This window comes from Microbulbifer sp. ABH2_005 (genome assembly GCF_056160005.1).
Map to the genome: position 1 here is coordinate 1,762,105 of NZ_JBSWWI010000001.1, position 24,456 is coordinate 1,786,560.

A 24,456-nucleotide genomic window follows, 5' to 3' on the forward strand; every position below is an offset into this window, starting at 1 on the left:
TTTTCTCGAGGAGTGGAATACCGATGAATCCCTTCAAGATAAAAAAACCGGCGATCTATTGGGTGGCTGTGCTATCCCTAGATCAACAAATAAAAGAAAAGTGGAGCAGAGTCGTGAGTCATCGCTTGTTCAAGTGGAGTTCCATATGGGGTTTTGCCCCGACGCTAGTGGCTATTCAGGCTTTCACCTGGCAGGGGGAAGCGATTGAATCTGGCACTAACCTGGAGGTCCGTTTTACCGAAGCGGCCGTAGTGGCACAGGTGGAAGTTATTGGTATCCACCGGGATGTGGACAGTGCACTCTCGGAGCCGGGAGTAACGGCGATTTCCGGTTATGTCTATTCCGCGGTGCCTGGCCAGGTTTGGAAAGGCATAGTGGCGGATCAAATTACTTTTCGTCTGGGCTTGGAATACTGCGATAAGAAACTTGAGAAAGGTGAGAGTTATCTGATTTTCGCTAGGCTCGATAGCTATGGCAGGCTGCAACTGCACAGCTGCGATTCAGCGGTTGTTGAATCCGAGGCTGAATCACTGTTGGCGGAGCTCAAAGCATTTAGCTCCCAGGGCTGACACATGCAGTAAATGCCGCACTCACTAGAACATTTGGTTGTAAGCTGCCAGCCTGTTACAGCAATCCAGACTCTTCTGTTCAAGTTTGTAGCCTTGAAGAACTTTCATGGCGGGTTATTCTTATCATTATTGGCGCCACCTTCTTTGGCCGATAGCAGTTGATTATGCTTTGCTCGGCGTCAAAAGGCTGTAAGGCCAGCCAGTTTCGCGCAATAAGTAGTTTCCCAGAGTACTGGGTGCTGGCCATGCAAGAGCGCAATTTTTGAAACTGCCCGGGGTCGAGAGGTCGACATATGAAAAAGTTATTGATTCCACTGATCATCCTGCTGTTGATCATCGGGTACTTTATGTCTCGCAGTGGCGAGCATAAAGCCAAAGAAGCTTACGATTCGATGAATTCACCCAATAGTGAGCAGATGAATGACAATTCCAAGCCATCTGGCAGCAGAAGTGATTCAACCTCTCCAAATGGTACCGCAACGCCCCCGGACGGTATGGGGAATCCCGATGCTCAAATGCCCCAGGATTCTGAGCAAACCGACCCCGCACCTCCCGGTGGTGATGCCAGCGCCGGAGAGGGTCCTGACACTATGGGTGCAGGCCCCATGCCGGGATCACCGGGGGATAGCGGCGCCAGTGGCCCTACTCCCATTCCTGGTGCCGATGGGGAAGCTACGGATACGCCCGATGCAGATTCCGACACCTCAACGGACAATGTGGTAGAAGATGCCGCTAAAGAGGCCCAGAGAGAAGTGGAAGGTGCAGATAATCTGGATGACAGTACACCGGATAGCGATAGTGAAATCGACCAGGGCATGAAGACTAACGAAGACGAGCCCTAAGTAATGGATTGTTAGATATAAAGGAGGCAATGCGGGCTACCGGTTCAGGTGGCCCGCAACTTTTGCAAAATGATCGAACATAAGTGGCTACAGGGACATACCGTTTTAGAAATTCGGCCTAGAGGAAAATTTACTGCAGAGGATTTTCATCAGCTGGCAGAAAAAATAGACCCTATTATTCGGGAGCAAGGCAGAATAGAGGGGCTGCTGATCGACGCTCAAGATTTTGCGGGATGGGAAAATTTTGTCGCGATGATCTCACACTTTCGATTTGTGCAGGATCACGAAAAACATATTCAAAGAATTGCCGTAGTCTCAGACAATCCGGTATTAAAATTTATGCCGCATCTGGTCTGCCATTTTATCAGTGCAGAAGTGCGGCCTTTCCCGCAGGACGAATACACCGAAGCTCTGGCATGGCTGGAAAATCCAGGTTAGCATCGCGCACCATTTAACTGTTACATGGAGCGCCGGTGAGCCCAGCATTGGCCATTATTGCGGTGGCAACAGAAGATCTGCCTGCCGCCCAGGATTTATCCGATCGACTCAATCTTCCCTGTCTAGGGGTAGTCCCCCCATCGGAAGTCAATGATGTTCCTCAGGTCTTGTCTTGTGGTGAACAGCTGCAACTCTGCGCTACCGGACGCAAGGCTCCAGGGCCGATCTCTGTTGATTTTGTTGGTGGGGCTCTGGCACACCGACGTAAATACGGTGGTGGCAAAGCTCAGCCAGTCGCCAAAGCCGTAGGCTTACGGCCCGGCTTTCATCCCCGCATACTGGATGCCACCGCAGGACTTGGCCGCGATGCTTTTGTTCTGGCAGCTCTGGGCTGTGAGGTGCAAATGCTTGAACGCAATCCCGTAGTGCGATTGCTCTTGCAGGATGGCCTACGGCGATTGCGGGAGGCTTCCGTTACCGATCCGGAGTTAGCTGAGATTGCCAGGCATTTATCGCTTGCTGATGAGGATGTGCCCGCCGCGGAGTGGCTAGCTCAGCAGGATGAGGAATCCTGGCCGGTTGTCTATCTCGACCCCATGTTTCCTCCCAGGGGTAAGAGTGCCAAGGTAAAAAAGGAAATGGTGGCTTTCCATCATCTGGTCGGAGAGGATCAGGATGCGGATGATCTACTAGAGCCCGCTCTCAGGGCCTGCTACTACCGCACCGTGGTCAAGCGTCCCAAGCTGGCGCCGTATCTCGCAGAGAAGAAGCCAGCGCTTTCTTTTGAGGGGAAGTCGGGGCGCTTCGATATTTATACCAAACATGGTGTGCCCAATTGATAGGCGATTTTTTAATACTCTTCACGCCTACAAGGTTCTCCCGATACTCTAAGGTTTAAAATTCATTATCCAATTTATCTACACTGGCTGATAATGATTAGATAAGTATCCTTTAGTGAGGAGTCCTCTAGAGATCCTCACCATTTTGCCGCCCCAGCAACATAGGGATGTGTTGCTGCAAGTCCTGACGGTGCATGCCTATATATGCTTACACATGAGTGGGAGAAGACCTGGATCATTGTTTTGTGGACTGGGATTTTCCCTCAAAAGCGTTAAGTGCCAATGAGACTTGAAATGGATTTACGAGTTACCTCTTCAATTCTGCCTGTAGTCCCAATGTTAGTTGGGGGTGGCATATATGTTCTCATAATCTCGAAACAGCTCATCGGTGGCTATAATTCGTGGCAAAATAGTTTAATTATCATTTGTTACGTATTTGGTCTTCTCGGCGTGATTGGCCTATTTCTCGCGAGTTTTGAACGCGCATATTCTGATCCTATTCAGGCAGGGCGTGTAATAAAACTTCTGATCTTCGGTTTGATTTCAGCGGTTCTCGCTATTGTTTTAATGTTTACGCTAGGCATGAAAAATTGGCTGGTTCCTACCTTAATTATTTTTTGTATTTCTAGCCCATTTATGACCGGTGTCTACTTAATATTTAAGCTCCGTAAGTTGGTCAGCGCCTAAAAACAGTGGGCAAACTCTATCGTGCCAGGCCACGTTTACCTGGTGGCATCCTTTAATAGAGCGGGGTATTGGCTGTGAGAGGTGAGACCGACGAATCGCAGCAGCCAGATATTTCCAATCGCAAAATATTCTCTGCGAGTGCTCTGGGTTTTCTTACCGCAGCAACTATCGTAACCAGCCTCCGCAATCTGCCCATGATGGCGCAGGAAGAAATGACGATGTTTTTCTACATTGGCATTTCCGCTCTGTTATTTTTAATTCCGGCGGGTTTGGTGGCCGCCGAATTGGGCAGTGCTTTTTCCGACCGCACCGGTGGAGTTTATACCTGGGTGGGCGAGGCCTTCACGCCCAAAGTGGGTTTTATCGCTATTTGGTTGCAATGGGCGGAGTGTGTTGTCTGGTATCCCACTGAACTGGGATTTGCCGCGGCAGCCATTGCTTATGCCTTCGGTGATCAGAGTCTCGCTGGTAACACCTATTATATTGGCGGCTTTTGTATAGTTGCCTACCTAATTGCCACCGCGGTAGCCCTTTCGGGAACCAAATTTCTGGCAGAAGTTACCAAATATGGATTCCTGCTGGGCACACTGATGCCTTGTGTGATTCTCATCGCCTTGGCAATAGGTTGGGTAATGTTGGGACATCCTTTAGGCTGGGAAACGGCCACAGACCCAGCTGTGGCTGTAAGGGAGGAAGGGCAGGCACACCCGCGCTGGTTTCCACACATTACCGGCCTGGGAGCAGTTGCCTTTCTCGGAGGAATACTGCTCTCTTTTGCTGGCATCGAGGCCCAGGCCAGCCATGTATCTGAAATGCCCAATGCCCGCCGTGGTTACCCGATAGTGATCGGTATTGCCGCCCTAGTGTCATTTCTGGTCTTCACCCTCGGCGCGTTAGCTATTTCTGCGATTCTTCCCTATAAGCAGATCTCTATAGAGACGGGCCTTTTCACCGCGTTCAACCAGGGATTCTCACAGTTACTGGGTATTGGATGGCCAGTGCAAATTCTGGCAGGGTTAATCGCCTATGGGGCTTTGGGAGGAGCTTTAGCCTGGCTAGCTGGGCCCAGTAAGGGGCTACTGGCCACCGCCCAGGACGGTATGTTGCCACCCTGGTTTCAGCGGGAGAATGCCCGCGGCGTACAAAAAAATATCCTCTACACCCAATGCCTGATTGTTTTGTTGATTTCATCCATTTATGTCTTGGTGGATAACGTTTCCACAGCCTTTGTGTTGATCTCAGTAATGGCGATAAGTCTGTATATCATTATGTATTTGCTGATGTTTGCAGCGGTTATTCGCTTGCGTTACACCCAGCCAGATCTGCCCAGAAGCTTTAAAATACCCGGTGGAATCACTGGCGTTTGGATTACCGCTGGCACTGGTATTGCCGCCGTTTCATTTGCGCTGTTGGTGTCCTTTTTCCCCCCTCAGCAGCTGACAATTGCCGATCCCAAAACTTATGTAGCCTTAGTCTTTAGCGGGATTGTGATTGCGGTGTCTATTCCGTTACTGATTTTCTACTTGCGCAAACCCTCTTGGCGCCAAGAGGGTGGACATAAGCAGCAGTCATTTTCCGATATTGACGAGTGACAAGGAGGTCGGTCGTGAAACAGAAGTCTCCATTCGATATGTTCTTTGATGAATATAATGAGGATATCCCCGAGGATCACTTCCCCAGGGACAGCATCTCAGCTTATGCAGCGGAATCCATAGTGACCAGCGAAACCTGGTCTGATGCCAAACCGGCTATGAATCTCTCCTCTTTTGTTACTACCTTTACTGAGCCAGAAGCTTTCGATGTAGCCAAGAACCACTACTTGAAGAACTATATCGACCACGATATGTACCCACAGTTATTCGCCATGGAGGCGCGTATGGTGCGATGGCTGCATGAGCTGTGGAATGGGCCCAAAGGTGTGGAGCCTTATGGTACAGCCACCATTGGTTCTTCCGAGGCCTGCATGCTGGCGGGCTTGGCCCACAAATGGAATTGGCGCAAACAGAGAGAGAAGGCCGGTAAGGATACATCCAGGCCAAACCTGGTTACCGGAGCCAATGTTCAAATCGTTTGGGAAAAGTTTATGCGCTACTTCGATGTGGAACCGCGTATAGCTCCCCTAAAGCCTGGGCACTATCGCTTTAACAGCGAACATCTGGATGAGTTGGTTGATGAAAATACCATCGCTGTGGTGGCGATTGCCGGGCAGACTTTCACCGGAGAAGATGACTCCTTTCGCGCAATTCATAACTGGCTCGACCGCCACCAGGAGAAAACCGGTCATGATATTCCCATGCATATTGATGGTGCTTCTGGGGGATTTGTAAATCCATTTTTATATCCCAACTATCACTGGGATTTTCGCCTGCCACGGGTAAAATCCATTAACGCATCGGGGCACAAGTTTGGTTTGGTGCCGCCGGGATTGGGCTGGATAATTTTCCGTGAGCGGTCTGTCTTCGATGAAGATTTAATGTTCTATGTCAATTATCTGGGCGGCGAAATGCCCACGGCCACATTAAATTTCAGCAGAAATGCTTCTCCGGTGGCTTATCAATATTACAATTTTATTCGTCTGGGCTTTAAGGGGTATAGAGATATTATGTCTCACACCCTATCTAATGCTCAGACTTTACGTGGTAGGTTGGTGGATAGCGGTTATTTCGAAATTATGAACAAAACGCAACGTATTCCTGTAGTCGCAATGACCTTGAATGATAAAATCACTAATTTTAATGAATACGATATATCCGACAAGGTGCGTGAACGGGGCTGGGTGTTATCGGCTTATTCAATGCCTCCCAATGCTCAATCAGTAAATTCCTTGCGTATCGTGGTGCGCCCACATTTAAACCTGAATGCTATCAATGGTCTGGCTGATGACATTATTCATGCGTGTGAATGGTTGGAGAAACATGATGGAAATGCTACACCTCCAAAACTACATGATCCCCATAAGGTGGCAACGAGTAAGTGTTAATTGCTGGAGGGCTATCGACAATGATTAATCGATTGCTCTATTAATGCGAGTTAATCATTAGAGTAAAGCTCTTTAATTCGAGTTGCTAAGTAGATTGAATTGCACGGTGAATCCTATGGAAAGGCGCATACTTTTCAATGATTTTCAGGAGCCGGAAGGACCGGTCTGTTTACCTGACGGCCAAGTATATATTGCCGAAATGTCGAATGCGCGCAATTGTGTGAGCCGTATTGATAAACATGGGCGATACCATCTGGTAGGGCAGCCGGGTTGGCGTCCCAATGGTATAGCAATGGATGGTGATGGCAATCTGTGGATAGCCGGAGGTGGGGGCAAAAAACTGGTACGCATGAAACCCGATGGTACGGTACTTAATATTTATGAAGGGCCTAAGGATTATCCTTATCTTTGGCCAAATGATTTAGTGTTTGGAAAAAATGGCTTGCTCTATATGACTGATTCTGGCATTGATCCAGATAAGTTTGTCGAGGGGCAGGTAGTTCGTGCTGACTTCAGGCAATGTCAATATGACGGAAGGATATTTGAAATTGATCCACGTAATGGCCGCGTCTTAAGGCTAATAGACGCTGGTTTGTCTTTCGCAAATGGCATCGCATTTGATGCCGATGAACGGTTATATGTAAGCGAAACTGTGACAGGGAATATTTATCGGTATGATCTCGCTTCCCAAGCACCCTTGGAAGCAGAGCTTTTTGGCAATGTTATTTTGGGATCACCTGAGGGTTTAACTGGGCCGGATGGAATGGCTTTTGGTGATGATGGTCGGCTTTACTGTGCCGTATTTGGCCAGGGAGATGTGAGCGTTCTCGATTGTGATGGCAAGATAGTCGAGCGCATACCGACTTGCGGGATGCGCCCAACTAATATTGCATTTTGTGAGGATGATAAGGGTGGGGCGGTGGTGACGGTTTTGGATACTGGCTGCCTGGAATGGCTAAATCTCAACTGTCGTGGTAGGCACCTATATCGCCCTAAGGTAACAGTCTTACGTGGGTAATAAATCAGATATATCACTAGAAGCTGTTTCATAACTTCTTTAACGTAATTAACATGCATGCAATATAGAAAAAAGCACGATAAGTGGACAAATATCGCTCCCATCTAACAACTAAACGGCGGTAATTTCCCAACCACGCAAAAGTCCGCTCAACTTTCCAACGGCGAGTATACCTTCTGAGCTTTCTACCATCCTGCCTTGAGGTTTTTTTCCTATTTCTCCTGTGTGGACAGATAAGGTCGATTCCACGACTCAACAGACTATCTCGAAGAGGGTCAGAGTCCGCCGCCTTATCATAAACTAAGCGATGAATCTTTGTATTTTTATACGTAACATCAAGTAATGGATGTAATAACTTTACTTCTGCTGGTGAGGCCGAAGTAATGGTGCCTCCCAGTGGAATACCTTCGCCATCGACCACCACCATCCACTTTGAACCCTTGCCCCGCTTGGTTTTCCCGATTTCGAAGCCCCCTTTTTTGCTGGTGCAAAGCTGCCATCAGAAAAGACCTCCTCCCAGTTAAGCAAAGACTGTTGATCCAACAGCTCCAGGAACCTTCTCCATGCCTGTAACCAAGCTCCTTGCTCTTCCCAAAACTGAAGCCTTCTCCAGCATGTACTCGGTGATGGATAGTGTGAAGGAAGATCTTTCCATCGCGCTCCAGAACGTAAAACCCACAGGATGCCTTCAAAACAAGCTCGATTATCAATAGGTTTTGGGCCTCCCTTTCCTCGTTTTAACTCTGGAAGACAAGGTTCGATCAATTTCCATTGATCATTGGTTAACTCTGACTTGAATCGGCTCACTATTGCTGGACTTTTTTCTATGTAATTGCGTGAGAACAACCGATTTCAAGTTATGAAACAGCCTCTAGATACTGGTTCCCCTCAGCTAATATGACTGGCTTTAGTGTTTAATTTTTTGTTTAAGCATGGTGGCTAATGGCCCTCCTATCTCCGCTTTAGCTGAAAAACCTTTTGTTTAGTTAATTCCCGTAAAATTTTCTTCAATAAATTCTCTTCCTTTAACTTTAATTGGAAGATTTTTTTCTGTTAGTTCTTGAGATTAGTTTTTGTTGTTCCTTTGTTCGGTGCAGGTGGTTTGGGTTTTCGTAGTGAAGGTGATCTAAAGATAGTGGGTGATGGTGTGCTTAATTGAGTCACAAAAAATTTGAACTTTTCTTTCACATTTTGATACCTTATTTTTAGGATTATTTTCTTTTTATAAAGTTTTTATTGTTACCACTCCCCCTCTTTATTATATTTAAATAAAATGATTTACCTTCCATTCTCGACCAGTTGGTCTAAATAAATTTATTTGCGAACTTTCGGTTTGTTTAAAAAACGTGCGACTACTATACTCCGCGTCTTTCTTGGGTGCGGAGTGTTCCGTGGGGAATGCTGCGTTCTGAGATTGCCTGCTCATGAAGATTGCACTGAAAAAAAATACTTCTGAAGCATTTTAATAAGGTATAAATTTCCATTTTCTTGCCTTAAAAGATTGACCCTGTTGATATCTTTATAGAGATAGTTATGCGCGTTTCTTATTTCTTCTTGTTGGTGCTTTGTGCCACTTTTTCTTCTGCAGTGGCTGCTGCTTCGGGAATACAAAAAAATGGGTATACCATTTATCAAGGAGATATCAACGATGATGGGCGTGAAGATCTTTACTTCGAGTATAACCGCCCAATTATACTTATCCATGGAGACATAATTACTCCCCTGGTAATGCCGCAGCTTCCAAACTTTGTTTTGTACTTAAGAAAAAACAAGGAGAGTTATGAAGATCCTGTGGAAGAGACCCTAACCGAACTAGAAATTGCTAACCTTGAGCGATTAGAAGAAAACTTTTCGCTGCTGGGTGATTTCAATGGTGATGGTGCAACAGATTTACTCCTTCTTGCCTCCATGCCCCTGATTATTCATGCACAGGGAAATGGCTTACCGGCGCTTGTTCAAACTCTCTCTACCGATAACAGTGATGACACAATTGCTTATGCGGCAGCAATCCTTGCCAGTGTAGGAGTCGACTCTGTGGTGGTGCAGGATAAGAATGATGATGGGAGGGAGGATATCACTGCGGGGGATTTTGTTTTCCATGCAGATGAGTCTGGTGCTTTTGGTGAATATTCCACCCCTGCCAATATCCAATCGCCTAGTATGGCGGGGGCCTCTGGTGGTCAATTCCGTGTTAATGAATCCGGCGCGGCAACCTACTCATTCCCAATAGCAACTGCCGCAGGTACAGCGGGAGTTGTACCCGAGATTTCACTGAACTACAGAAGTAGCGGTGGTAACGGCCTGGTTGGTAAAGGATGGGCTATTGGTGGCCTTTCTGGAATTTCCCGATGTCGCCAGACATTGTCAATTGACGGTAATGTTGGGCCGATTAACTGGACCGAGTCAGATAGATTCTGCCTGGATGGGCAGCGCTTAATACAAGTGGGTGGCTCTCAATATGGCGCAGTGGGTGCGGTTTACAAAACTGAGATGGATTCTTTTGCCACTGTCACTTCAATAGGTGGCAGTCTTGGCAAGCCGTCGTATTTTAAGGTGGAGCGCAAGGATGGATCAGTCAGTTACTACGGAAATAGTAGTGACTCCAAGCAACTTGCAGGTAGCAATGTACTCACTTGGGCCCAAAATCGTTTTGAGGATAGCGTTGGTAATCCTATCGAATTCTTGTATGAGGGCGATTCGGAGTCTGGGCACCGTGTTAGGTCTATCCGCTATGCTTATGGTTCGGGTTCCTATGAAGCAGAAGTAGCATTTTCCTATGAAGATCGCCCTGAGCACCTTCGGGGCTATACCGCAGGCTATGAATTCAAGACCATTAAGCGCTTGGAAAAAATTACCTCCAGGTCCAATGGTAAAGTGATTCGCGAGTATAATCTTGGCTATAACCCTGTTCTGCCCTTTGTTCCCGGTGGAAAATATAATGATAGAACTTCCTTGCTGACGTCATTGCAGGAGTGTGTAGGTTCTAGCTGTCTCCCCGCGATCAGTTTCGAATGGCTACAGGCGCCGTGGCACCAATATGGAAGTGAGTCTGTAGCTGTTGATTTTTCTCCTACCAAGAACCGTTTTCTAACTGATTATAAGTACGCAGATTTTAATGGCGATGGCAAACAGGATATCGTCTGGATTGAAGGGTATAACGACGATGGAAGCGACACGGATATTCGCGTTAAATATGCGATTTCATATGGTTCAGTATTTTTAAAACAGGACTTCATTGGAGGCTTATTTACTACCGAATACTTTACCAGTACTAATGTTGGTTCGGGGTTCAGTATACGTGTATTGGATTACAACGGTGATGGTCGCCATGATCTCGCTATTTATAATCCACGTTCCACCAAGCATGGATTCCCAGCAGGATATTGGCTTGTTTTCCTGAGTCGTTACGATAGCGGAAATAAACGTTGGAGGCTGGATTCCAGGCCGATTAATACCGGCAGATCGAATAAAGATGCCATATTTGCCGATTTTAATGGTGATGGCCTGGCTGACTACATTTCGGTTAGTTATAGCAAGAGTTCTGGAGCTAAGGTAGGCGTTCGCCTGATGGAATCTTCAGGAGAGGAAGAAGCCTCATCTTATCGTTATTACAAGTTCAGTGATGAATACACCAGTTACCCATTGAATATTTCTGGTGCTGCCAGCATGAAATCTAGCGGCCGAGTACCAGATACCTTGGGAGATTTTAATGGCGATGGCGCTATGGATATCCTGGTGGCCACCTCTTCTGGATTTGAAGCTGCGGTATTCGATCAAGAGGCGAAGGAATTCCGTTCTATTGGTGTGCTCTCGACGACGAATACTTCAAAAAGCCCAATTGCGATCGATATTAATGGCGACGGCCTCACGGACATTGCCTATCCAGGAAATTCAAGTAGTTTTTATAGCAAACTCAGCACTGGCACTGGATTTAAAGATCTGGGCTACCTTGGAAGTAGTCGAGGCTCTTTTGTAGATCTGAATAACGATGGTTATCAGGATTTTGTATGGCCGGTCTCTTCTCCATATAATGAAGTAAAAGTCCGCTACTTTGATCAGAATACTGGCAATTTTATTGATCGTTCCGATAGCAGGACTTTTGATCATATCTCTCCTTGCTGGGGTACCTCTAGAGATTGTGGCGAGATAGCTTCAAATGACATGATATGGTTTGCCGACACGAATGGCGATGGAGAGGCCGATTATCACCGTTATGATGCCTCTAGCGGTAAAGTGTACACCCGCCTGGATAATTCAAGAAATTCTCAATATAAGAATATTCCGCGCAATGTAATTAATAAGATCGATAATGGTCTTGGTAATGTTACCAATATCAGTTATCAGAACATGCGACGTGATGAGCTTTATACTCGTCTGGATATGGAAACGGAAGGCAGTAGTAAAGCTTTCTATACCGCACTGAATGGCGATTGGGATCTGCCAGCAGATAGCCACACTTTAGGTAAAGATAAGCCGGTATTGGATATCCTTAGCCCGATGTATCTTGTTGCTAAGGTGGAGAGTTCTGCCCCTGCTGCCGCTGCCTCACCGGGTTCTGTAGACCAGTCCGCCCTCAGTTCTGTGTCCTACCACTACCATCAGATGAAACTCCAGGCTGCCGGCCGGGGTATGCTGGGTTTCCAGAAAATCAGCACTACTGATGATCAGACCGGGGTGGTAACAGAAACCACTTACCGCCAGGACTTCCCCTTTGTGGGCATGCCGTTAAAGACCGAAACCCGTACAGCCGAAGGGCAGTTGCTAAGCCGGGCGACCAACAATTGGCGTTTACAGGGATGGAATGGTAGCGGAAAACCTCTGCCACCTTACCAACCCTATATTTACGAAGCGGTGGAAGAAATTTATGACTTAAAGGATGCGGGTAGTACCCAGGGAGAATTGCTGCAAAGCGTCACCACCACAAACAGTTACGATGCCTTTGGCAATGCGCTAAGTATTAATGTCGTCACAAAAGATGGCGTCTCTGGCGAGGAGTTTGTCAAGAAAACTCAAAATACTTATGGCAGCACCGTTTGGGAAAAAGAGAAAGGCCGCCTCACTTCTACAAAAGTGACCAGTACCCGACCCGGTATGTCCAGCCATATCAGGGAATCAGCCTTTACTTATTATTCATCAGGCGTACATAAAGGTCTTTTGAAAAGCGAGGTTATTGAGCCCAATAGACCAGAGTACAAACAGACCACCGCCTACGAATATGACGATTTTGGCAATGTTGTTAAAAAGACGGTAACTGCCCCCGGTGAAACCGCTCGCAGCGCAAGAACGGTGTATGACCTTTCCGGCCGCTATGTGTTTGAAGGCTACAATGCCCTCGATCACCTAACCGAAAGGGTAGTTTCCCGCAATCACTTTGGCGCTCCGTTGGAAGTTAAAGGGATGAATGGGCTGGAAACCGTGTTTGCCTACGATAAGTTTGGCCGTGAAACCATCAGCCAAAGTAATACCGGCGCGGATAAACTGACAGATTATGAGCGCTGTGTTATCGGCTGCCCGGCCGGTGCACAATATATGGTGACTACTCACAGCAGTACCGGTAGCTGGAGTAGGGAATACTTCGACGCACTGGGGCGTTCTATAAGAACTGAAACCAAGGGCTTCAACAGTAAAATCTATACCGATAAAGAATACGATAACCTGGGCCGGGTGAAGTTTGCCAGCGAGCCTTATTTCTCTGGTGATACCCGCCTGTGGTCTGAAATGGAGTACGACCTGCTCGGTCGACCGAGCCTTGTGACTGCACCAGATGACTCTGAGTCCCGCATGACTTATAGCGGCTTTAAGACCATCACCACCAATGATAAAGGCCAGCAAAAAACGGAGATTAAAAATGTTGCTGGCGAGTTGGTTGAAGTCATTGATGCTATCGATGGTCGACTGACTTATGAATACGACAGCCAGGGCAATTTGCATAAAGCCAAATCCTGGGGCAAGGCGAATACTGCCGGTGCACATATCGATGAGGGCGACGGCCTCAGCTATCCCATTGTGGTCACTATCGAATACGATGACCTGGGCCGAAAAGTCCGTATGGACGACCCGGATAAGGGAGAATGGCACTACGAATATACCGGCTTCGGCGAACTAAAAAAGCAAACCAGCGCGAATGGTCATACCGTAGAGTTAACCTATGATCTATTGGGTCGACAGTCCACTCGCATTGAAAAGCCCAAGGGTTCCTCTAAACCCTCTAGCGATGTCTCCTGGTTCTATGACAGTGCCACCAATGGCTTAGGGCAGGTGGAGATGGTCATGGACAGCGTCTCTGGCTATCAGGCGGTGTATCAGTACGACCAGGTTGGTCGAAATCATATCCAGGCGGTGGATGTTGATGGGGCCGGTGCGCAACCCTCCTACGTCACCACCACGGTATTTGATGGCCATGGCCGTGTTGAATACAGTTACGATGCTCTGGACAGCATGCTCGATGGGGGTGAATCAGGGACTCAGAATTTCTACAATGCCTATGGGTATCTCTACAAGGTGGTAGACCTGGCCACTGGAGACCTGATTCAGGAAGTGAAAGCCCAGACCGCTCGTGGCCAGCTGAAAGAGCAACTGTTAGGTAACGGCGCAACCACCAGCTACAGCTACGAGGCTGACACCGGTCGTCTGACAAACCAGACCTCTACGGTATTGGGAACCTTTGGTATTCAAAACATCAGCTACCAGTGGGATACCCTCGGTAACCTCACCAGCCGTCACAACCAAAGCGGAAGCAAGGATCTGCGTGAGAGCTTCTGCTATGACAAGCTCAACCGTCTGATCAAAACCCATGTGGGCAGTAGCAACTTCAGCTGTAGTGGCCTCAGCGCTTCCGAACAGGATATCCGCTATAACGCTATCGGCAATATCACCTTTAAAGCCGGCGTGGGAGATTATGTCTATGGTGAAAATGGCGCTGGCCCCCATGCGGTAACAACCGCTGGAGGCGTTAGCTATAAATATGACCTCAACGGCAATATGACTTCCGATGGTTTTGATGGTGGCCGTACTATTAGCTACACCACCTTCGATAAAGCCTCCCTGATTAAAAAGGGAAATAACACCACAGAGTTCCTCTATGGCCCCAGCCATAGCCGCTACTACCGCAAGGACACTAATAGTAGTAACGGAGAAGTGACAGAGACCTGGTATATCGGCGGTATCGAGCGTATCCAGAAGTCCAGTAAGCCCAATGAGATCGAGTGGAAGCGTCACCTGGTGGGCACGGCAGTCTATACCGTAAAAACCGACAAGGAATTCAAGGTACTCTCTACCGATAAGCTGTTCCTCTACAAGGACCACCTGGGTTCCATGGACCTGATCACCGATAAAACCGGCAAGGTGGTACAAGAAATGTCCTTCGATGCCTGGGGGCAGCGTAGGAATAGCGCTAACTGGAATGCGTTATCCCTGACTGCGCTATCGAACTTCGATCACATCCGCACCACCCGTGGTTTCACCGGCCATGAAATGCTGGATGAGGTGGGGCTGATTCATATGAATGGCCGTATCTATGATCCGCGTCTGGCGCGCTTTATGCAGGCGGACCCATTTATTCAGGCCGCTAAAGATACGCAGATGTATAACCGCTATAGCTATGTGCGCAATAACCCGCTGAATGCTAGTGATCCTAGTGGCTACTTCTTAGATAAGTTGTGGAAGAGCGTCAAACCGTATATAGGTGCGATTGTTGGTATTGCACTGACAATTTGGCAGCCATGGTTAGGCCCTGGTTTGTGGCAGAGCTTTGTGTATGGCGCTATTGCTGGCGGTATTGGTGCTGGAGTCAATGGAGGTAATGTTTTTAAGGGAGCGCTAATGGGCGGGGTTAGTGCTATGGCCTTCTATGGGGTTGCGAAAGGTTTTGAACAGATGCAAGTTGCTGAAGGGGCGCAACATGCGATAAAAGCAGGTAAAAACCTTTACCTTTCACCAAGCAACTTTGCCAAACTGGTTGTCGCCCAAGGTTCAGTGGGTGGCGTGATGTCTATCCTTCAAGGGGGCAAATTTGGGCATGGCTTTGCAAGTGCCGGTCTTACAAAGTTAGCAACGCCAGGAATACTGAGTTTTGATAATATTGCTGCGGAAAGTATAGCTTCTGGTGTTGTCAGTGGAACGGTTTCTGAAATAACCGGTGGAAAATTTGCCAATGGAGCGACATCGGGGGCATTCCTTTATGCGTTTAATGCATATAGTTCAAAATTAGCTGAAAATGCACAAAAGAGACTTACTGTGAGTTTATCTTTAGATGGTGATGACCATACTTATAAGGTCAGAGGCTTTATATGTAGTACATCTACAGAAGGATGTAATGCATCTTATGCAGATAAAGTATTTTCACATGTAAACGCAAACGACGTTCCTTTTAGCGATGAGGATTTAGGATCTGGGGATAAAATTCTGATTAAAGGTGTTTTTCGACCTCTGGGAAATCAGCCGATATATCACTCAGAAGATATTATGAATCGGACGAGTGTGAATATCACTTTAGATGGGCATAACTTCCATCCTGGAGACGTTACCCATAGAGTTCACTTCGAAAATGGAAGCCTGTATTACGATCTGATAGGAACAGGCTCTGGTTGGGCGCCAAGGTTTAACAACTGGGTAGGTGTTGGGTTGTTTGGTCCTGGTGTGCAAGATGTTGTTGATAAATATGGAATGTAAATATGTTAAGGGTATTTATGTTGATGCTGTTGTGTTTGTCATGTGTAGCATGTAATTCAGAAAGTATTGAACCGCATGCAAAGTTCTCTGCGCATTTTGATAATACTAAAATTGATCAGGTTGAAAACTTTTTAGATAAGTTTGCAAAGGCTAACAAGTTTGAAGTGTTCAGGAAGGATAGAGGGAAGATGAGAATCCTGAGCAATGACGAGGAAGCTTTCTTTACAGCGCTCTATTTCAAGGGAGACCCTGTTTTAATAGTAACTAATGTTGGTGTCCCTAACTTATTGATTCTGACAGCCAATGACTATAATAAAATGCCGGTTGGCAAGCTTGAAAGCTTAGCAGGCGAAGTTATCAAGTCTATTGAGTTGCAGCTAAATACCACTTTCGTGGAGGTTGAGACGAAATAGTCCTTTTAAACAAGAGGAATGAACTGGCCTGGCCTGAAAATAAAGAAAATTAATTGGGGTTAGAGTAAAATGTTGGCTTTATATGGTTCTTTTTCAGGGTAATAGAGTTGGGAGTAAGTGGCCGGTGCTGATTTGGCCTTCGAGAATGTCTTTTAATAGGGTGTTTTGATGGCTAGGTCTTTGATAGTTTTAATAGTACTTATCTGCGGATGTTCTCAGGCACAATCAGATGCTGGGAATTTAGATTTGAATGGAAAGGTATCTGATTTTATGGGTGGGGCGGAATCAACTTTGATAAAGTTGATTCCGGATATGCGTAATTATTCGAATGGTGAGCCTGTCTATACTGATAAGTTTTTATGTTCTATAGACCCTGATACAAATGAGAGGGGAAAGTATTTGTTCATAAAAAATTCTTTGCTCTTGATAAAAGGAGAGGAGTTTCCTTGTGAACGAGGTATAGATGCTTATAGGCGATACTTTACATTAGAAGATGAAGCTCTTTACAGGGTATCGTTGGCGTCAGGGAATGAAAGATTTCTCAATTATTTTGAGAGATTAAACGGTGTTTGCAAGTTGAGTAAGCGGTACCCTGAGTCCTTAGAGTTTCTAAAGTACCGTGGTCATTCAGATATTGCTGAAAGGCTTGAGATTAAGTGGGTGGGGTGTGGTCGGAAATAGCTGACTTTTAATGGGGTAAGAGTAAAGTATTGGCGTTATATGGCTCTCTGTGGATAGATTGATTCTTAGGGTACAGGCTCGGCTGTCGAGGTGAGGGTTGGATTGAGTGTGATTCGTCTGTTGTCTCGGTCGCTACAAGTGATTTTACTGTTAAGTAATGGTGTAAGGTGTTAATAGTGAGTGGACTTAAGAAGTATTTAATTTTAGGGGTGCTTTTTTTAAGTGTTACGGCGGTCGCCTATGAAGGGCCGTATACTACGGAGAGATCTCCTTGGGCTAGGGTGGCATCCAATGGTAAGTTCGTAATTTACCCCATGCCTGCTGCCGCTAGTTGTTTTGACGATAAAGTCAGTGTAGTCGATACAGAGGATCCAGAAATGAAAGGCATGGTGATGTCTTTGGTGCTTGCTGCACAAATGTCTGGAAGAAAGGTCAATGTTTGGGTGGAGAAATTTGATTCCACAACGCCTCAGCGCTGTAAATTGGCGTTTATGGAGATCGATTGATTTTTATGTCAGTGTGTGGTGGTGAAACAAATGCTGTTTGTTAAAAAAGCTTTGGTTTAAGATTTGAGTTGATTGGTTTTCTTATTCTGTTTTTGAGGATTGTAAGTGAAAAATATATATAGAGTTCTATTTTTTGGGTGTTTCTTTTTGAGTGCCTTTACGTCGGCTGCGGAAGGCCCTTTTTATTCCAATGGTACCCCCTGGGTTAGAGTGTCATCCAATGGAGATTTTGTTATTTATCGTATGCCCACTTCGGTAGGCTGCTATGGCGATAAAATCAGCGTGGGCAGGCTGGAAGATCCCGATATGCGAAAAATGACCCTTTCTTTGGTGACCGCTGCCCAGATGTCAGAGAGGAGGGTGAAGGTCTGGGTGAATTATGTTGGTACTGATCCGCAGCGTTGCACGCTAGCATTTATTGAGATTGAGTAGTAAATTTTAACCTAATTTTTAGTGGTTCAGACTTGATCTGACAGTTACCGGTTTTTCATAAGGTGTTCTGTCAGGTCAAATCCTGGCTTCAGTAGAACGTACAAAACAATCATTACAGAATTAACCGCGGACCACTAGCTCCTTGCAAATCGTAGGCTGACTAATCCCAATCTTCCTGGCAATTGCCCTCTGGCTCCATTCATTCTTCATTTTTCTTTAGTGCCCAGATATGGCATCGTTGCTCTTCGGTCTTCGGTCTTCGGTCTTCGGTCTTCGGTCTTCGGTCTTCGGTCTTCGGTCTTCGGTCATCTGTCAGTAGCTTTTTGTCATCACTTAATCTCTTGGTGGGGAAGAAACGGCAGATGTTACTTTCAGTTGACCGTTCTTTTCCTGATGATTAATTAATGCACTTCAAAGTTGAATGCAGGAGGTATTCCCTAAATGGAGCTAGCTTACTATCTGGATATCCCTTACAACATTGCCTAGCGCATGATGCAGAAACTCATGAATATGTCCTTTAGTGTAGTGTTCCATGAAGCCATTAGGAGCTACTCGAAGTCTTGGAGTTTATAATTTTAGAGGTCCGGGTAGGAAGGTATTTGATTAGGTGGTTCGGGTAATAGGGGCCATAACAGCCCCACAAGAATCTACTACTTAACTACTGTCAGATTATTCACAACTTTCTTTACATCTTCAGTGTTTTCCGCAATCGCCTGAGCGAGATCTTTCTGGGCACTGGATTTTACTGACCCCTTCAGGGTGATGGTTCCGCCTTGGGCTGAGACGTCAATCTTGGTACCAGGGATCTCCTGATCAAGCAATAGTCGGGTTTTAACAACGGTTGCAATCTTTGCGTCTGTATACTCACTAGAGATAGTGTCACTAATACTCTTTTTGTTTGTAACGGTGAGTTCGTTTTTAACGCTCTTGACGCCTTTTATCCCTGAAACCAGCTCCCCAGCTAGACGCTTGTCAATTTCGCTATCTACCTCACCCGATAGGGTCACAATGCCGTTGCTAACTTTGGTGTCAATAGTAAAGCTGTTTAAGTTTTTATTTAGCAAGAGTACAGTCTCTGCTTTTCCATCCAGCCACATGTCATTCATGGCCGAGTTTTTCTGATTGGAATTTTCTTCGGCTATTGCTGCAGATGACACGAGCATAGCTATTGCCATGGAACTTAGGGTTTTTTTGATAAGGCTCATAGTTCTTCCTTGTTTTTGGGTTGCTTGATTTGCTTGTATTTTGAATATTTTCGGGATTCCTGATTCATGGATCTTCTTGGGTGGGTGATAAATAATCCAGGGTGATCAATGCACTAGTTAGAAAAAATAATCTTTCTTGAGGCGGTGGTTGCATGGGGGTCGTATTAAATATTTACCTGTTTTTCGATTTGAACTCTAGTGTGATTAAATGTGTTCTCATGCGCCAAATAATCGATATCAAAAATTTAACCTGTGAGCCATATAGTGAGAGTTTGTAGTTTTGTCAAATGTCCGGCGTAACACTCATTGAGTCATGCTGGATTTTTTGCTATTAGAAAATTTTTTGACTTCAGACTTATTAATCCAACTATATACCGGTGTCCTTTTTAATTTTATTAAAGATTCCGGCTATCCAGGTAAATAATTGTGAGCAGACGGTACGCTGAATATTTGTATGATATTTGAAGTTGTTTTATGGGAAGGGGTTTGCTGAACTATATTAACTAATCTATCTTAGCTTAGGTATCCATAGCCGCTTTAGAATCTCTTTCTGGCGCTTATTATATAGGCTAGGAGAGATGCCTTCCCAGCGTTTGAATGCTTTACCAAATGCACTCTCATCAGAATATCCTAAGGCTATAGCGATAGCGCTATTGGACATCTCTCCTTGCACTAACCATTGCCTTGCATAATAACTGCGCACTTCATCCTGGACTGTGCGAAAACTGGTGTGTTCCTCTTGCAATTTGCGGCCTAAATGCCTGGTGCTAAGGCAGAGGTGCTTGGCAACTTGCTCTCGAGTTAAGTAGGGAGTTTGTTGAAGTAACAGGGTGACTTTCCTGTGAAAGCTTTTTTTCTCGAGCGTTTGCAAAAGGGCATCAGCTTTCGGCTTTAAACAGCTTACAACGTCTTTATCTGCCGCCACCAGAGGAGTTGCCAAGTCTTTAATAGGGAATAGGATTGCCGAAAACTGAGCATTGAACTGTACCGGTATTGCCAGGAGTTCCTGATACTGCTGTTGGAGGGCAAGGCTGGGAGCAGGGTATGAGAGAAGTAATTTGCAGCCCTGAAACTTCCCACCAGTTAAAGCTTTGGTTTGAGCGATACAGGCAGCCAGTATGGTTTCTACGCGGGTTTGTGCAAACTTGATAAAGTTTGGATAGTAGCAGAGGCTAACGGAAAATGTATCACTGTGCACCTCAAAGTGACCCCCTTCTCCCAGCAGCGGGTGATAGCTAACTAACTGATCTATGGTTGCTTGGAGATCTTTCTGGGTCATGAGCAAGTGGCCGACCAGCCCAATGTGGTTAGCTTGCATGGCAAGCCCTAGCTTTATTCCCAACAGCGGTTCGGGATAGCTATCGATAATCGCCTTCCAAAGTCGTTCTTGTAGATGAATTGGGACGCGTTCATGCCGACTTATTTGAGACAGCACTTTACTTGCTCTCATTGGAATGGGTAGGCCCAAGCTGGTCAAGGCTTCCAGCAAAGCCTTTGAGTAGCTGAGATTCACACTTCTGGAATCGGTCAAATCCATTACGGATGTCCTAAATTAACCAGCTTCTGCCCGATAATGACAATCTCCGTTTGATTTGTCACGGTATATTGCCCCTGTCTGAGCTTCGAATTGAATGGCTATGGAAAAGGAAGTGCCATGAAACCTTACGCGGTTATAGGTGCTGGCCCTATGGGCCTTTGTACAGTAAGAAATCTACTCAAGCTTGGTATCCCCTGTATCGGTTTTGAAGTACACAGCGATGTGGGCGGACTATGGGATATCAACAGCCCAACTAGCACTATGTATGAATCGGCACATCTCATCTCTTCTAAAAGGATGACCGAATTTGCCGACTTCCCGATGGATGAGAGTGTCGCTGATTATCCAAGTCATCGAGACATGGGTGATTATTTCCGGTTCTATGCAAGAGAATTTGGTCTTTACGGTCACTATGAGTTTGATACGGAAGTTGTGCAATGTGTGCGTAGCGGAGATGGCTGGCTAGTAACTACCCGCAGGAATTGGCAGGATAAAACACGGGAGTTTAGCGGCTTATTAATTGCCAGCGGTACATTACATTATCCAAACCAACCGGAATTACTCGGCCAATACACCGGGGAGCTAATACATTCCTCTCAGTACCGGTCCCCGGAGATCTTTGCCGGAAAAAGAGTTCTTTTGATTGGTTGTGGCAATAGCGGAGCAGACATTGCCGTGGATGCGGTGCATCGGGCGAGAAGTGTGGATATCAGTCTGCGTCGTGGATATCACTTCCTGCCTAAATATTTTTCTGGTCGACCTATTGATCAGTTGGGTGGCAAACTCAAGCTACCTCTCACTTTAAAGCGACGCCTAACTAAGTCTCTGATTCGGCTCTCGCTAGGGAGCCCATCTCAATACGGGCTGCCTGAACCTGAATATCGACTTTTTGAATCCCATCCCGTAGTCAACTCTTTATTGCTGCACCACATTGGCCACGGAGATATCAACCCAAGGCCGGCGATTAAATCGGTCGATGGGCATAAAGTGCATTTCTCAGCTGGTGAATGTGAAGAGTATGACCTGATTGTGCAGGCCACCGGATATAAGTTGCACTATCCATTCATAGATAAAGCAGAGTTAAATTGGAACGGCTATACGCCGAGTCTGTACCTGAATATATTCGACCCGAAATCAGACAACCTTTTTATGATGGGCATGATAGAAGCGGCTGGTTTGGGGTGGGAGGGGCGCAATATGCAAGCGGAGCTTGTAGCCCTTTTTATTCACCAGCTAATTGCTGGAGCGCCATCTGCCAATCGTTTCAGGAAGGTTATTCAGCAGAAATCGGCAAAACGTATAGACGGTGGTATGCGATATCTTGACCTCGAGCGCATGGCGTATTATGTACATAAAGATTCTTATCTAAAGGTTATCAAAAAGCATAAAGCCGACCTGCTAAAAGATCTCTCACCTCAAGCCTTGACCTATCAGGCTGGCGGATTACAAGCAACTTCTTGATAGGATATTAAGAATGAACCCTCGGATTTTGATTACAGGTGCGGCAGGCTATATCGGAAACCAACTTGGCGAGTATCTGAGCAAGATCTTGCCAGTCACTGGGATTGATATTCACACGAAAACCGCAAGCTTTCCAATCTTTGTTAAGGATATCTGTGATAAGGATCTTGGGAAAATAATGCAGGCAGAATCTATTACTCATGTGATTCACTTAGCATCGGTAATGGCTGCAGGGCGGGATCATATTGCTGAGTATCGTGTCGATGTAGAGGGCACAAGAAATGTACTCGAGGCTTGTCTATACGCAGGCGTTGAGCATATTACTGTGACAAGCAGTGGCGCCGCCTATGGTTATTATCCCGATAACCCACCAAAACTCGAAGAGCACCACCCTCTGCGCGGTAATCCTGAATTTGGTTATTCCAATAACAAGCGCAAAATTGAGGAGCTGCTGGCTGAATATCGTGAGCGGCACCCATATCTGAAGCAGCTGGTATTTCGCGTTTCCTCTATATTGGGCGAAAAAACGAATAACAAAATCAGCACACTGTTTCAGCGAAAAATACTTCTGGACCCCGGTGGTCATAACTCACCTTTTGTCTTTATCTGGGACCAGGATGTGATTCGCGCGTTATCCTTTGGTGTGAAGACTGGGGCCTGCGGCATATTCAATCTGGCCGGTGATGGCAGTCTTACCCCAAAGGAAATAGCACAGATTCTGTCCAAGCCACTGATAAGGCCGCCAGTCTGGATGCTAAAAGGGGTACTTTGGCTAGGTTATAGCCTCCACCTAACGGATACCCACCCAGATCATGTAGCCTTTTTGCAATACAGGCCGGTTCTGGATAACCGCCTATTGAAAGAAGAATTGGGATTTATTCCAGAGAAGACATCTAAGGAAGTCTTTTATTTGTTTGCAGAAAAAGCACTCGGAATAAGACCGCCCTCCAGCAAACTCTCACCGTCAGTTGGGGAGAGCTGAGATGGCTACTATTGAGGCAGATAAATCACAGAAAACTTTTGTGGTAACCGGAGCTGCCGGAGGACTGGGCTGGGCAATTACCGAATGTCTATCAAGAAAATACACTGCGGAATTTCTTATGTTGGATGTTTCCACTGAAAAACTTCGTCAAAGAGAGGCACAACTCAGAGGGCGCGGTATTCGAGCCAGAACATATACCGTTGATTTAGCCAATAGCTTGGCATTGGCGGAATTGGTTCAATCCTTACGGAATGAGTATCCAAGAGTTGATCTGCTAATAAACAACGCTGGCATTACGCACCGAAGCCTCTCGACACAAACGTCTAGTGCGGTAATCCGCAAGGTGATGGCAGTCAATTACCATGCACCGGTAGAACTTACTCAGGGCTTGTTTGCAGAGCTGAAAGCGGCCTCTGGCTGTGTGGTAAATATCAGTTCAATGGCTGGATGGATGCCGGTTTTGGGGCGCGCGGGCTATTGCGCAGCCAAGAGTGCTTTGCACCAGTATTTTGAGGTATTTCGTGAAGAGGTGCGGAACAAGGGGGTTAGCGTATTAATGGTTTACCCGAGCTTCCTGTCCACATTGATTGAGCAAAATGCTTTAGATGGAGATGGTGGACGAGCCAGGCACCAAAGGAGCACAGTGGGAGCAGTACGTAGCCCTGAGTGGATGGCCAATCAGATTGTGACAGCCTGGGAAAAGGGCAAGGGGCGTTGGTTCCCGAAAGATATAAGCCTGATTGGAGCCTATTTATACAGGTTAGCCCCAACGACATTTCTCAAACAGTTAAGAAAGCGTTTTCAAATTGAATTGGCGGCTGCGTCAAATCCTTAAGTCATTTAATATGATATTGAGCCTGAAATAATATGTTTAGGTCTCAAGCTTCTAGAAGTTAGCTCAAGTAGCTTGGCATTGTAGGTTTGGATATAGAACTTATTTATCATACATTGCTCAATACTCAGTGTGGGAATTTGAGTATTAAATCCAACTCTGAAAATAAAGTATATCTGGGGGTTATACTGCTTAAATCTACCATCCCAGCAAGTGAAGCAGGAAGCTCGCTATGTTTATTAATACATTGCTTTTGGATCTCGATCCAAATCTACACAGTTACTCCAGTTAAAAGCCCTATGTCAAGCAAAAAAGTATTTTTAACGATAAGTCCCAAGGGTTTTTCCATTACAATAATAATTAC

18 protein-coding genes and 2 pseudogenes are annotated in these 24,456 nt (G+C 46.1%); 16 read left to right on the top strand and 4 right to left on the bottom strand.

The features are described from left to right. Nucleotides 1-113: 113 nt before the first annotated feature. The 8 genes from ACXAFI_RS07720 (at nt 114) to ACXAFI_RS07755 (ending at nt 7,373) form a co-directional block, all read left to right on the top strand. Nucleotides 114-569 (top strand): hypothetical protein, encoded by a 456-nt coding sequence (locus ACXAFI_RS07720; RefSeq protein ID WP_475108326.1) that lies wholly within the window; start codon nt 114-116, stop codon nt 567-569. A gap of 293 nt (nt 570-862) precedes the next feature. After that, entirely contained in the window at nt 863-1,411 is a 549-nt protein-coding gene (locus ACXAFI_RS07725) for a hypothetical protein (RefSeq protein ID WP_475108327.1), read from the top strand. Between the two features lie 69 nt (nt 1,412-1,480). Further along, nucleotides 1,481-1,849: a SpoIIAA family protein gene (locus ACXAFI_RS07730; protein WP_475108328.1), complete on the top strand. Its 369-nt coding sequence runs from the start codon at nt 1,481-1,483 to the stop codon at nt 1,847-1,849. Between the two features lie 35 nt (nt 1,850-1,884). Further along, nucleotides 1,885-2,688, top strand: coding sequence for a class I SAM-dependent methyltransferase (locus ACXAFI_RS07735; RefSeq protein ID WP_475108329.1), 804 nt, complete (start codon nt 1,885-1,887; stop codon nt 2,686-2,688). 294 nt (nt 2,689-2,982) lie between these two features. Then, nucleotides 2,983-3,375 (top strand): hypothetical protein, encoded by a 393-nt coding sequence (locus tag ACXAFI_RS07740; RefSeq protein WP_475108330.1) that lies wholly within the window; start codon nt 2,983-2,985, stop codon nt 3,373-3,375. A gap of 74 nt (nt 3,376-3,449) precedes the next feature. Beyond that, nucleotides 3,450-4,967: an amino acid permease gene (locus ACXAFI_RS07745; protein ID WP_475109804.1), complete on the top strand. Its 1,518-nt coding sequence runs from the start codon at nt 3,450-3,452 to the stop codon at nt 4,965-4,967. A gap of 14 nt (nt 4,968-4,981) precedes the next feature. Continuing rightward, complete coding sequence (gad, locus tag ACXAFI_RS07750) at nt 4,982-6,355, top strand: glutamate decarboxylase (protein ID WP_475108331.1); 1,374 nt, start codon at nt 4,982-4,984, stop codon at nt 6,353-6,355. 115 nt (nt 6,356-6,470) lie between these two features. Continuing rightward, nucleotides 6,471-7,373, top strand: coding sequence for an SMP-30/gluconolactonase/LRE family protein (locus ACXAFI_RS07755; protein ID WP_475108332.1), 903 nt, complete (start codon nt 6,471-6,473; stop codon nt 7,371-7,373). A 28-nt stretch (nt 7,374-7,401) separates the two neighbouring features. On the opposite strand, the pseudogene ACXAFI_RS07760 reads toward ACXAFI_RS07755, so the two are convergent. Next, nucleotides 7,402-7,854 (bottom strand): annotated as a pseudogene (locus tag ACXAFI_RS07760) (IS5 family transposase); the annotation flags it as partial. Between the two features lie 146 nt (nt 7,855-8,000). Then, nucleotides 8,001-8,180, bottom strand: a pseudogene (locus ACXAFI_RS07765) (transposase); the annotation flags it as partial. Nucleotides 8,181-8,906: 726 nt separating this feature from the next. Here ACXAFI_RS07765 and ACXAFI_RS07770 point away from each other — a divergent pair. From ACXAFI_RS07770 to ACXAFI_RS07790, 5 genes are all read left to right on the top strand, one after another. Continuing rightward, nucleotides 8,907-16,043, top strand: coding sequence for an FG-GAP-like repeat-containing protein (locus ACXAFI_RS07770; protein WP_475108333.1), 7,137 nt, complete (start codon nt 8,907-8,909; stop codon nt 16,041-16,043). 2 nt (nt 16,044-16,045) lie between these two features. Continuing rightward, the gene (locus ACXAFI_RS07775) at nt 16,046-16,456 is read left to right on the top strand and encodes a hypothetical protein (protein ID WP_475108334.1); all 411 of its coding nucleotides are present in this window, start codon (nt 16,046-16,048) and stop codon (nt 16,454-16,456) included. A 168-nt stretch (nt 16,457-16,624) separates the two neighbouring features. Beyond that, a complete protein-coding gene (locus ACXAFI_RS07780; RefSeq protein ID WP_475108335.1) occupies nt 16,625-17,137 on the top strand; it encodes a hypothetical protein in 513 nt (170 codons plus the stop codon). Between the two features lie 176 nt (nt 17,138-17,313). Continuing rightward, on the top strand, nt 17,314-17,643 hold the full coding sequence (locus ACXAFI_RS07785; protein WP_475108336.1) for a hypothetical protein: 330 nt from the start codon (nt 17,314-17,316) through the stop codon (nt 17,641-17,643). A gap of 147 nt (nt 17,644-17,790) precedes the next feature. Then, nucleotides 17,791-18,075, top strand: a complete 285-nt coding sequence (locus ACXAFI_RS07790) for a hypothetical protein (RefSeq protein ID WP_475108337.1) — start codon at nt 17,791-17,793, stop codon at nt 18,073-18,075. Nucleotides 18,076-18,725: 650 nt separating this feature from the next. Here the strand turns inward: ACXAFI_RS07790 and ACXAFI_RS07795 are convergent. Both ACXAFI_RS07795 and ACXAFI_RS07800 read right to left on the bottom strand, forming a co-directional pair. Continuing rightward, entirely contained in the window at nt 18,726-19,280 is a 555-nt protein-coding gene (locus ACXAFI_RS07795; RefSeq protein WP_475108338.1) for a BON domain-containing protein, read from the bottom strand. Nucleotides 19,281-19,788: 508 nt separating this feature from the next. Next, entirely contained in the window at nt 19,789-20,817 is a 1,029-nt protein-coding gene (locus tag ACXAFI_RS07800; RefSeq protein WP_475108339.1) for an AraC family transcriptional regulator, read from the bottom strand. 90 nt (nt 20,818-20,907) lie between these two features. Here ACXAFI_RS07800 and ACXAFI_RS07805 point away from each other — a divergent pair, with 90 nt between their 5' ends. From ACXAFI_RS07805 to ACXAFI_RS07815, 3 genes are read left to right on the top strand one after another with little or no spacing between them, the layout of a single operon-like run. Continuing rightward, nucleotides 20,908-22,278 carry a flavin-containing monooxygenase gene (locus ACXAFI_RS07805; RefSeq protein WP_475108340.1) on the top strand — a complete coding sequence of 457 codons (1,371 nt, stop codon included), beginning with the start codon at nt 20,908-20,910 and terminating at the stop codon, nt 22,276-22,278. A 13-nt stretch (nt 22,279-22,291) separates the two neighbouring features. Beyond that, the gene (locus tag ACXAFI_RS07810) at nt 22,292-23,260 is read left to right on the top strand and encodes an NAD-dependent epimerase/dehydratase family protein (protein ID WP_475108341.1); all 969 of its coding nucleotides are present in this window, start codon (nt 22,292-22,294) and stop codon (nt 23,258-23,260) included. Between the two features lies 1 nt (nt 23,261). Further along, entirely contained in the window at nt 23,262-24,095 is an 834-nt protein-coding gene (locus tag ACXAFI_RS07815) for an SDR family NAD(P)-dependent oxidoreductase (protein WP_475108342.1), read from the top strand. Nucleotides 24,096-24,456 lie beyond the last annotated feature (361 nt).

Coding starts and splice junctions, on each gene's coding strand:
- ACXAFI_RS07725 (WP_475108327.1), top strand. CDS start 863: ATGAAAAAGTTATTGATTCCACTGATCATCCTGCTGTTGATCATCGGG.
- ACXAFI_RS07730 (WP_475108328.1), top strand. CDS start 1,481: ATGATCGAACATAAGTGGCTACAGGGACATACCGTTTTAGAAATTCGG.
- ACXAFI_RS07740 (WP_475108330.1), top strand. CDS start 2,983: ATGGATTTACGAGTTACCTCTTCAATTCTGCCTGTAGTCCCAATGTTA.
- ACXAFI_RS07755 (WP_475108332.1), top strand. CDS start 6,471: ATGGAAAGGCGCATACTTTTCAATGATTTTCAGGAGCCGGAAGGACCG.
- ACXAFI_RS07770 (WP_475108333.1), top strand. CDS start 8,907: ATGCGCGTTTCTTATTTCTTCTTGTTGGTGCTTTGTGCCACTTTTTCT.
- ACXAFI_RS07775 (WP_475108334.1), top strand. CDS start 16,046: ATGTTAAGGGTATTTATGTTGATGCTGTTGTGTTTGTCATGTGTAGCA.
- ACXAFI_RS07780 (WP_475108335.1), top strand. CDS start 16,625: ATGGCTAGGTCTTTGATAGTTTTAATAGTACTTATCTGCGGATGTTCT.
- ACXAFI_RS07795 (WP_475108338.1), bottom strand. CDS start 19,280: ATGAGCCTTATCAAAAAAACCCTAAGTTCCATGGCAATAGCTATGCTC.
- ACXAFI_RS07800 (WP_475108339.1), bottom strand. CDS start 20,817: ATGGATTTGACCGATTCCAGAAGTGTGAATCTCAGCTACTCAAAGGCT.
- ACXAFI_RS07810 (WP_475108341.1), top strand. CDS start 22,292: ATGAACCCTCGGATTTTGATTACAGGTGCGGCAGGCTATATCGGAAAC.
- ACXAFI_RS07815 (WP_475108342.1), top strand. CDS start 23,262: ATGGCTACTATTGAGGCAGATAAATCACAGAAAACTTTTGTGGTAACC.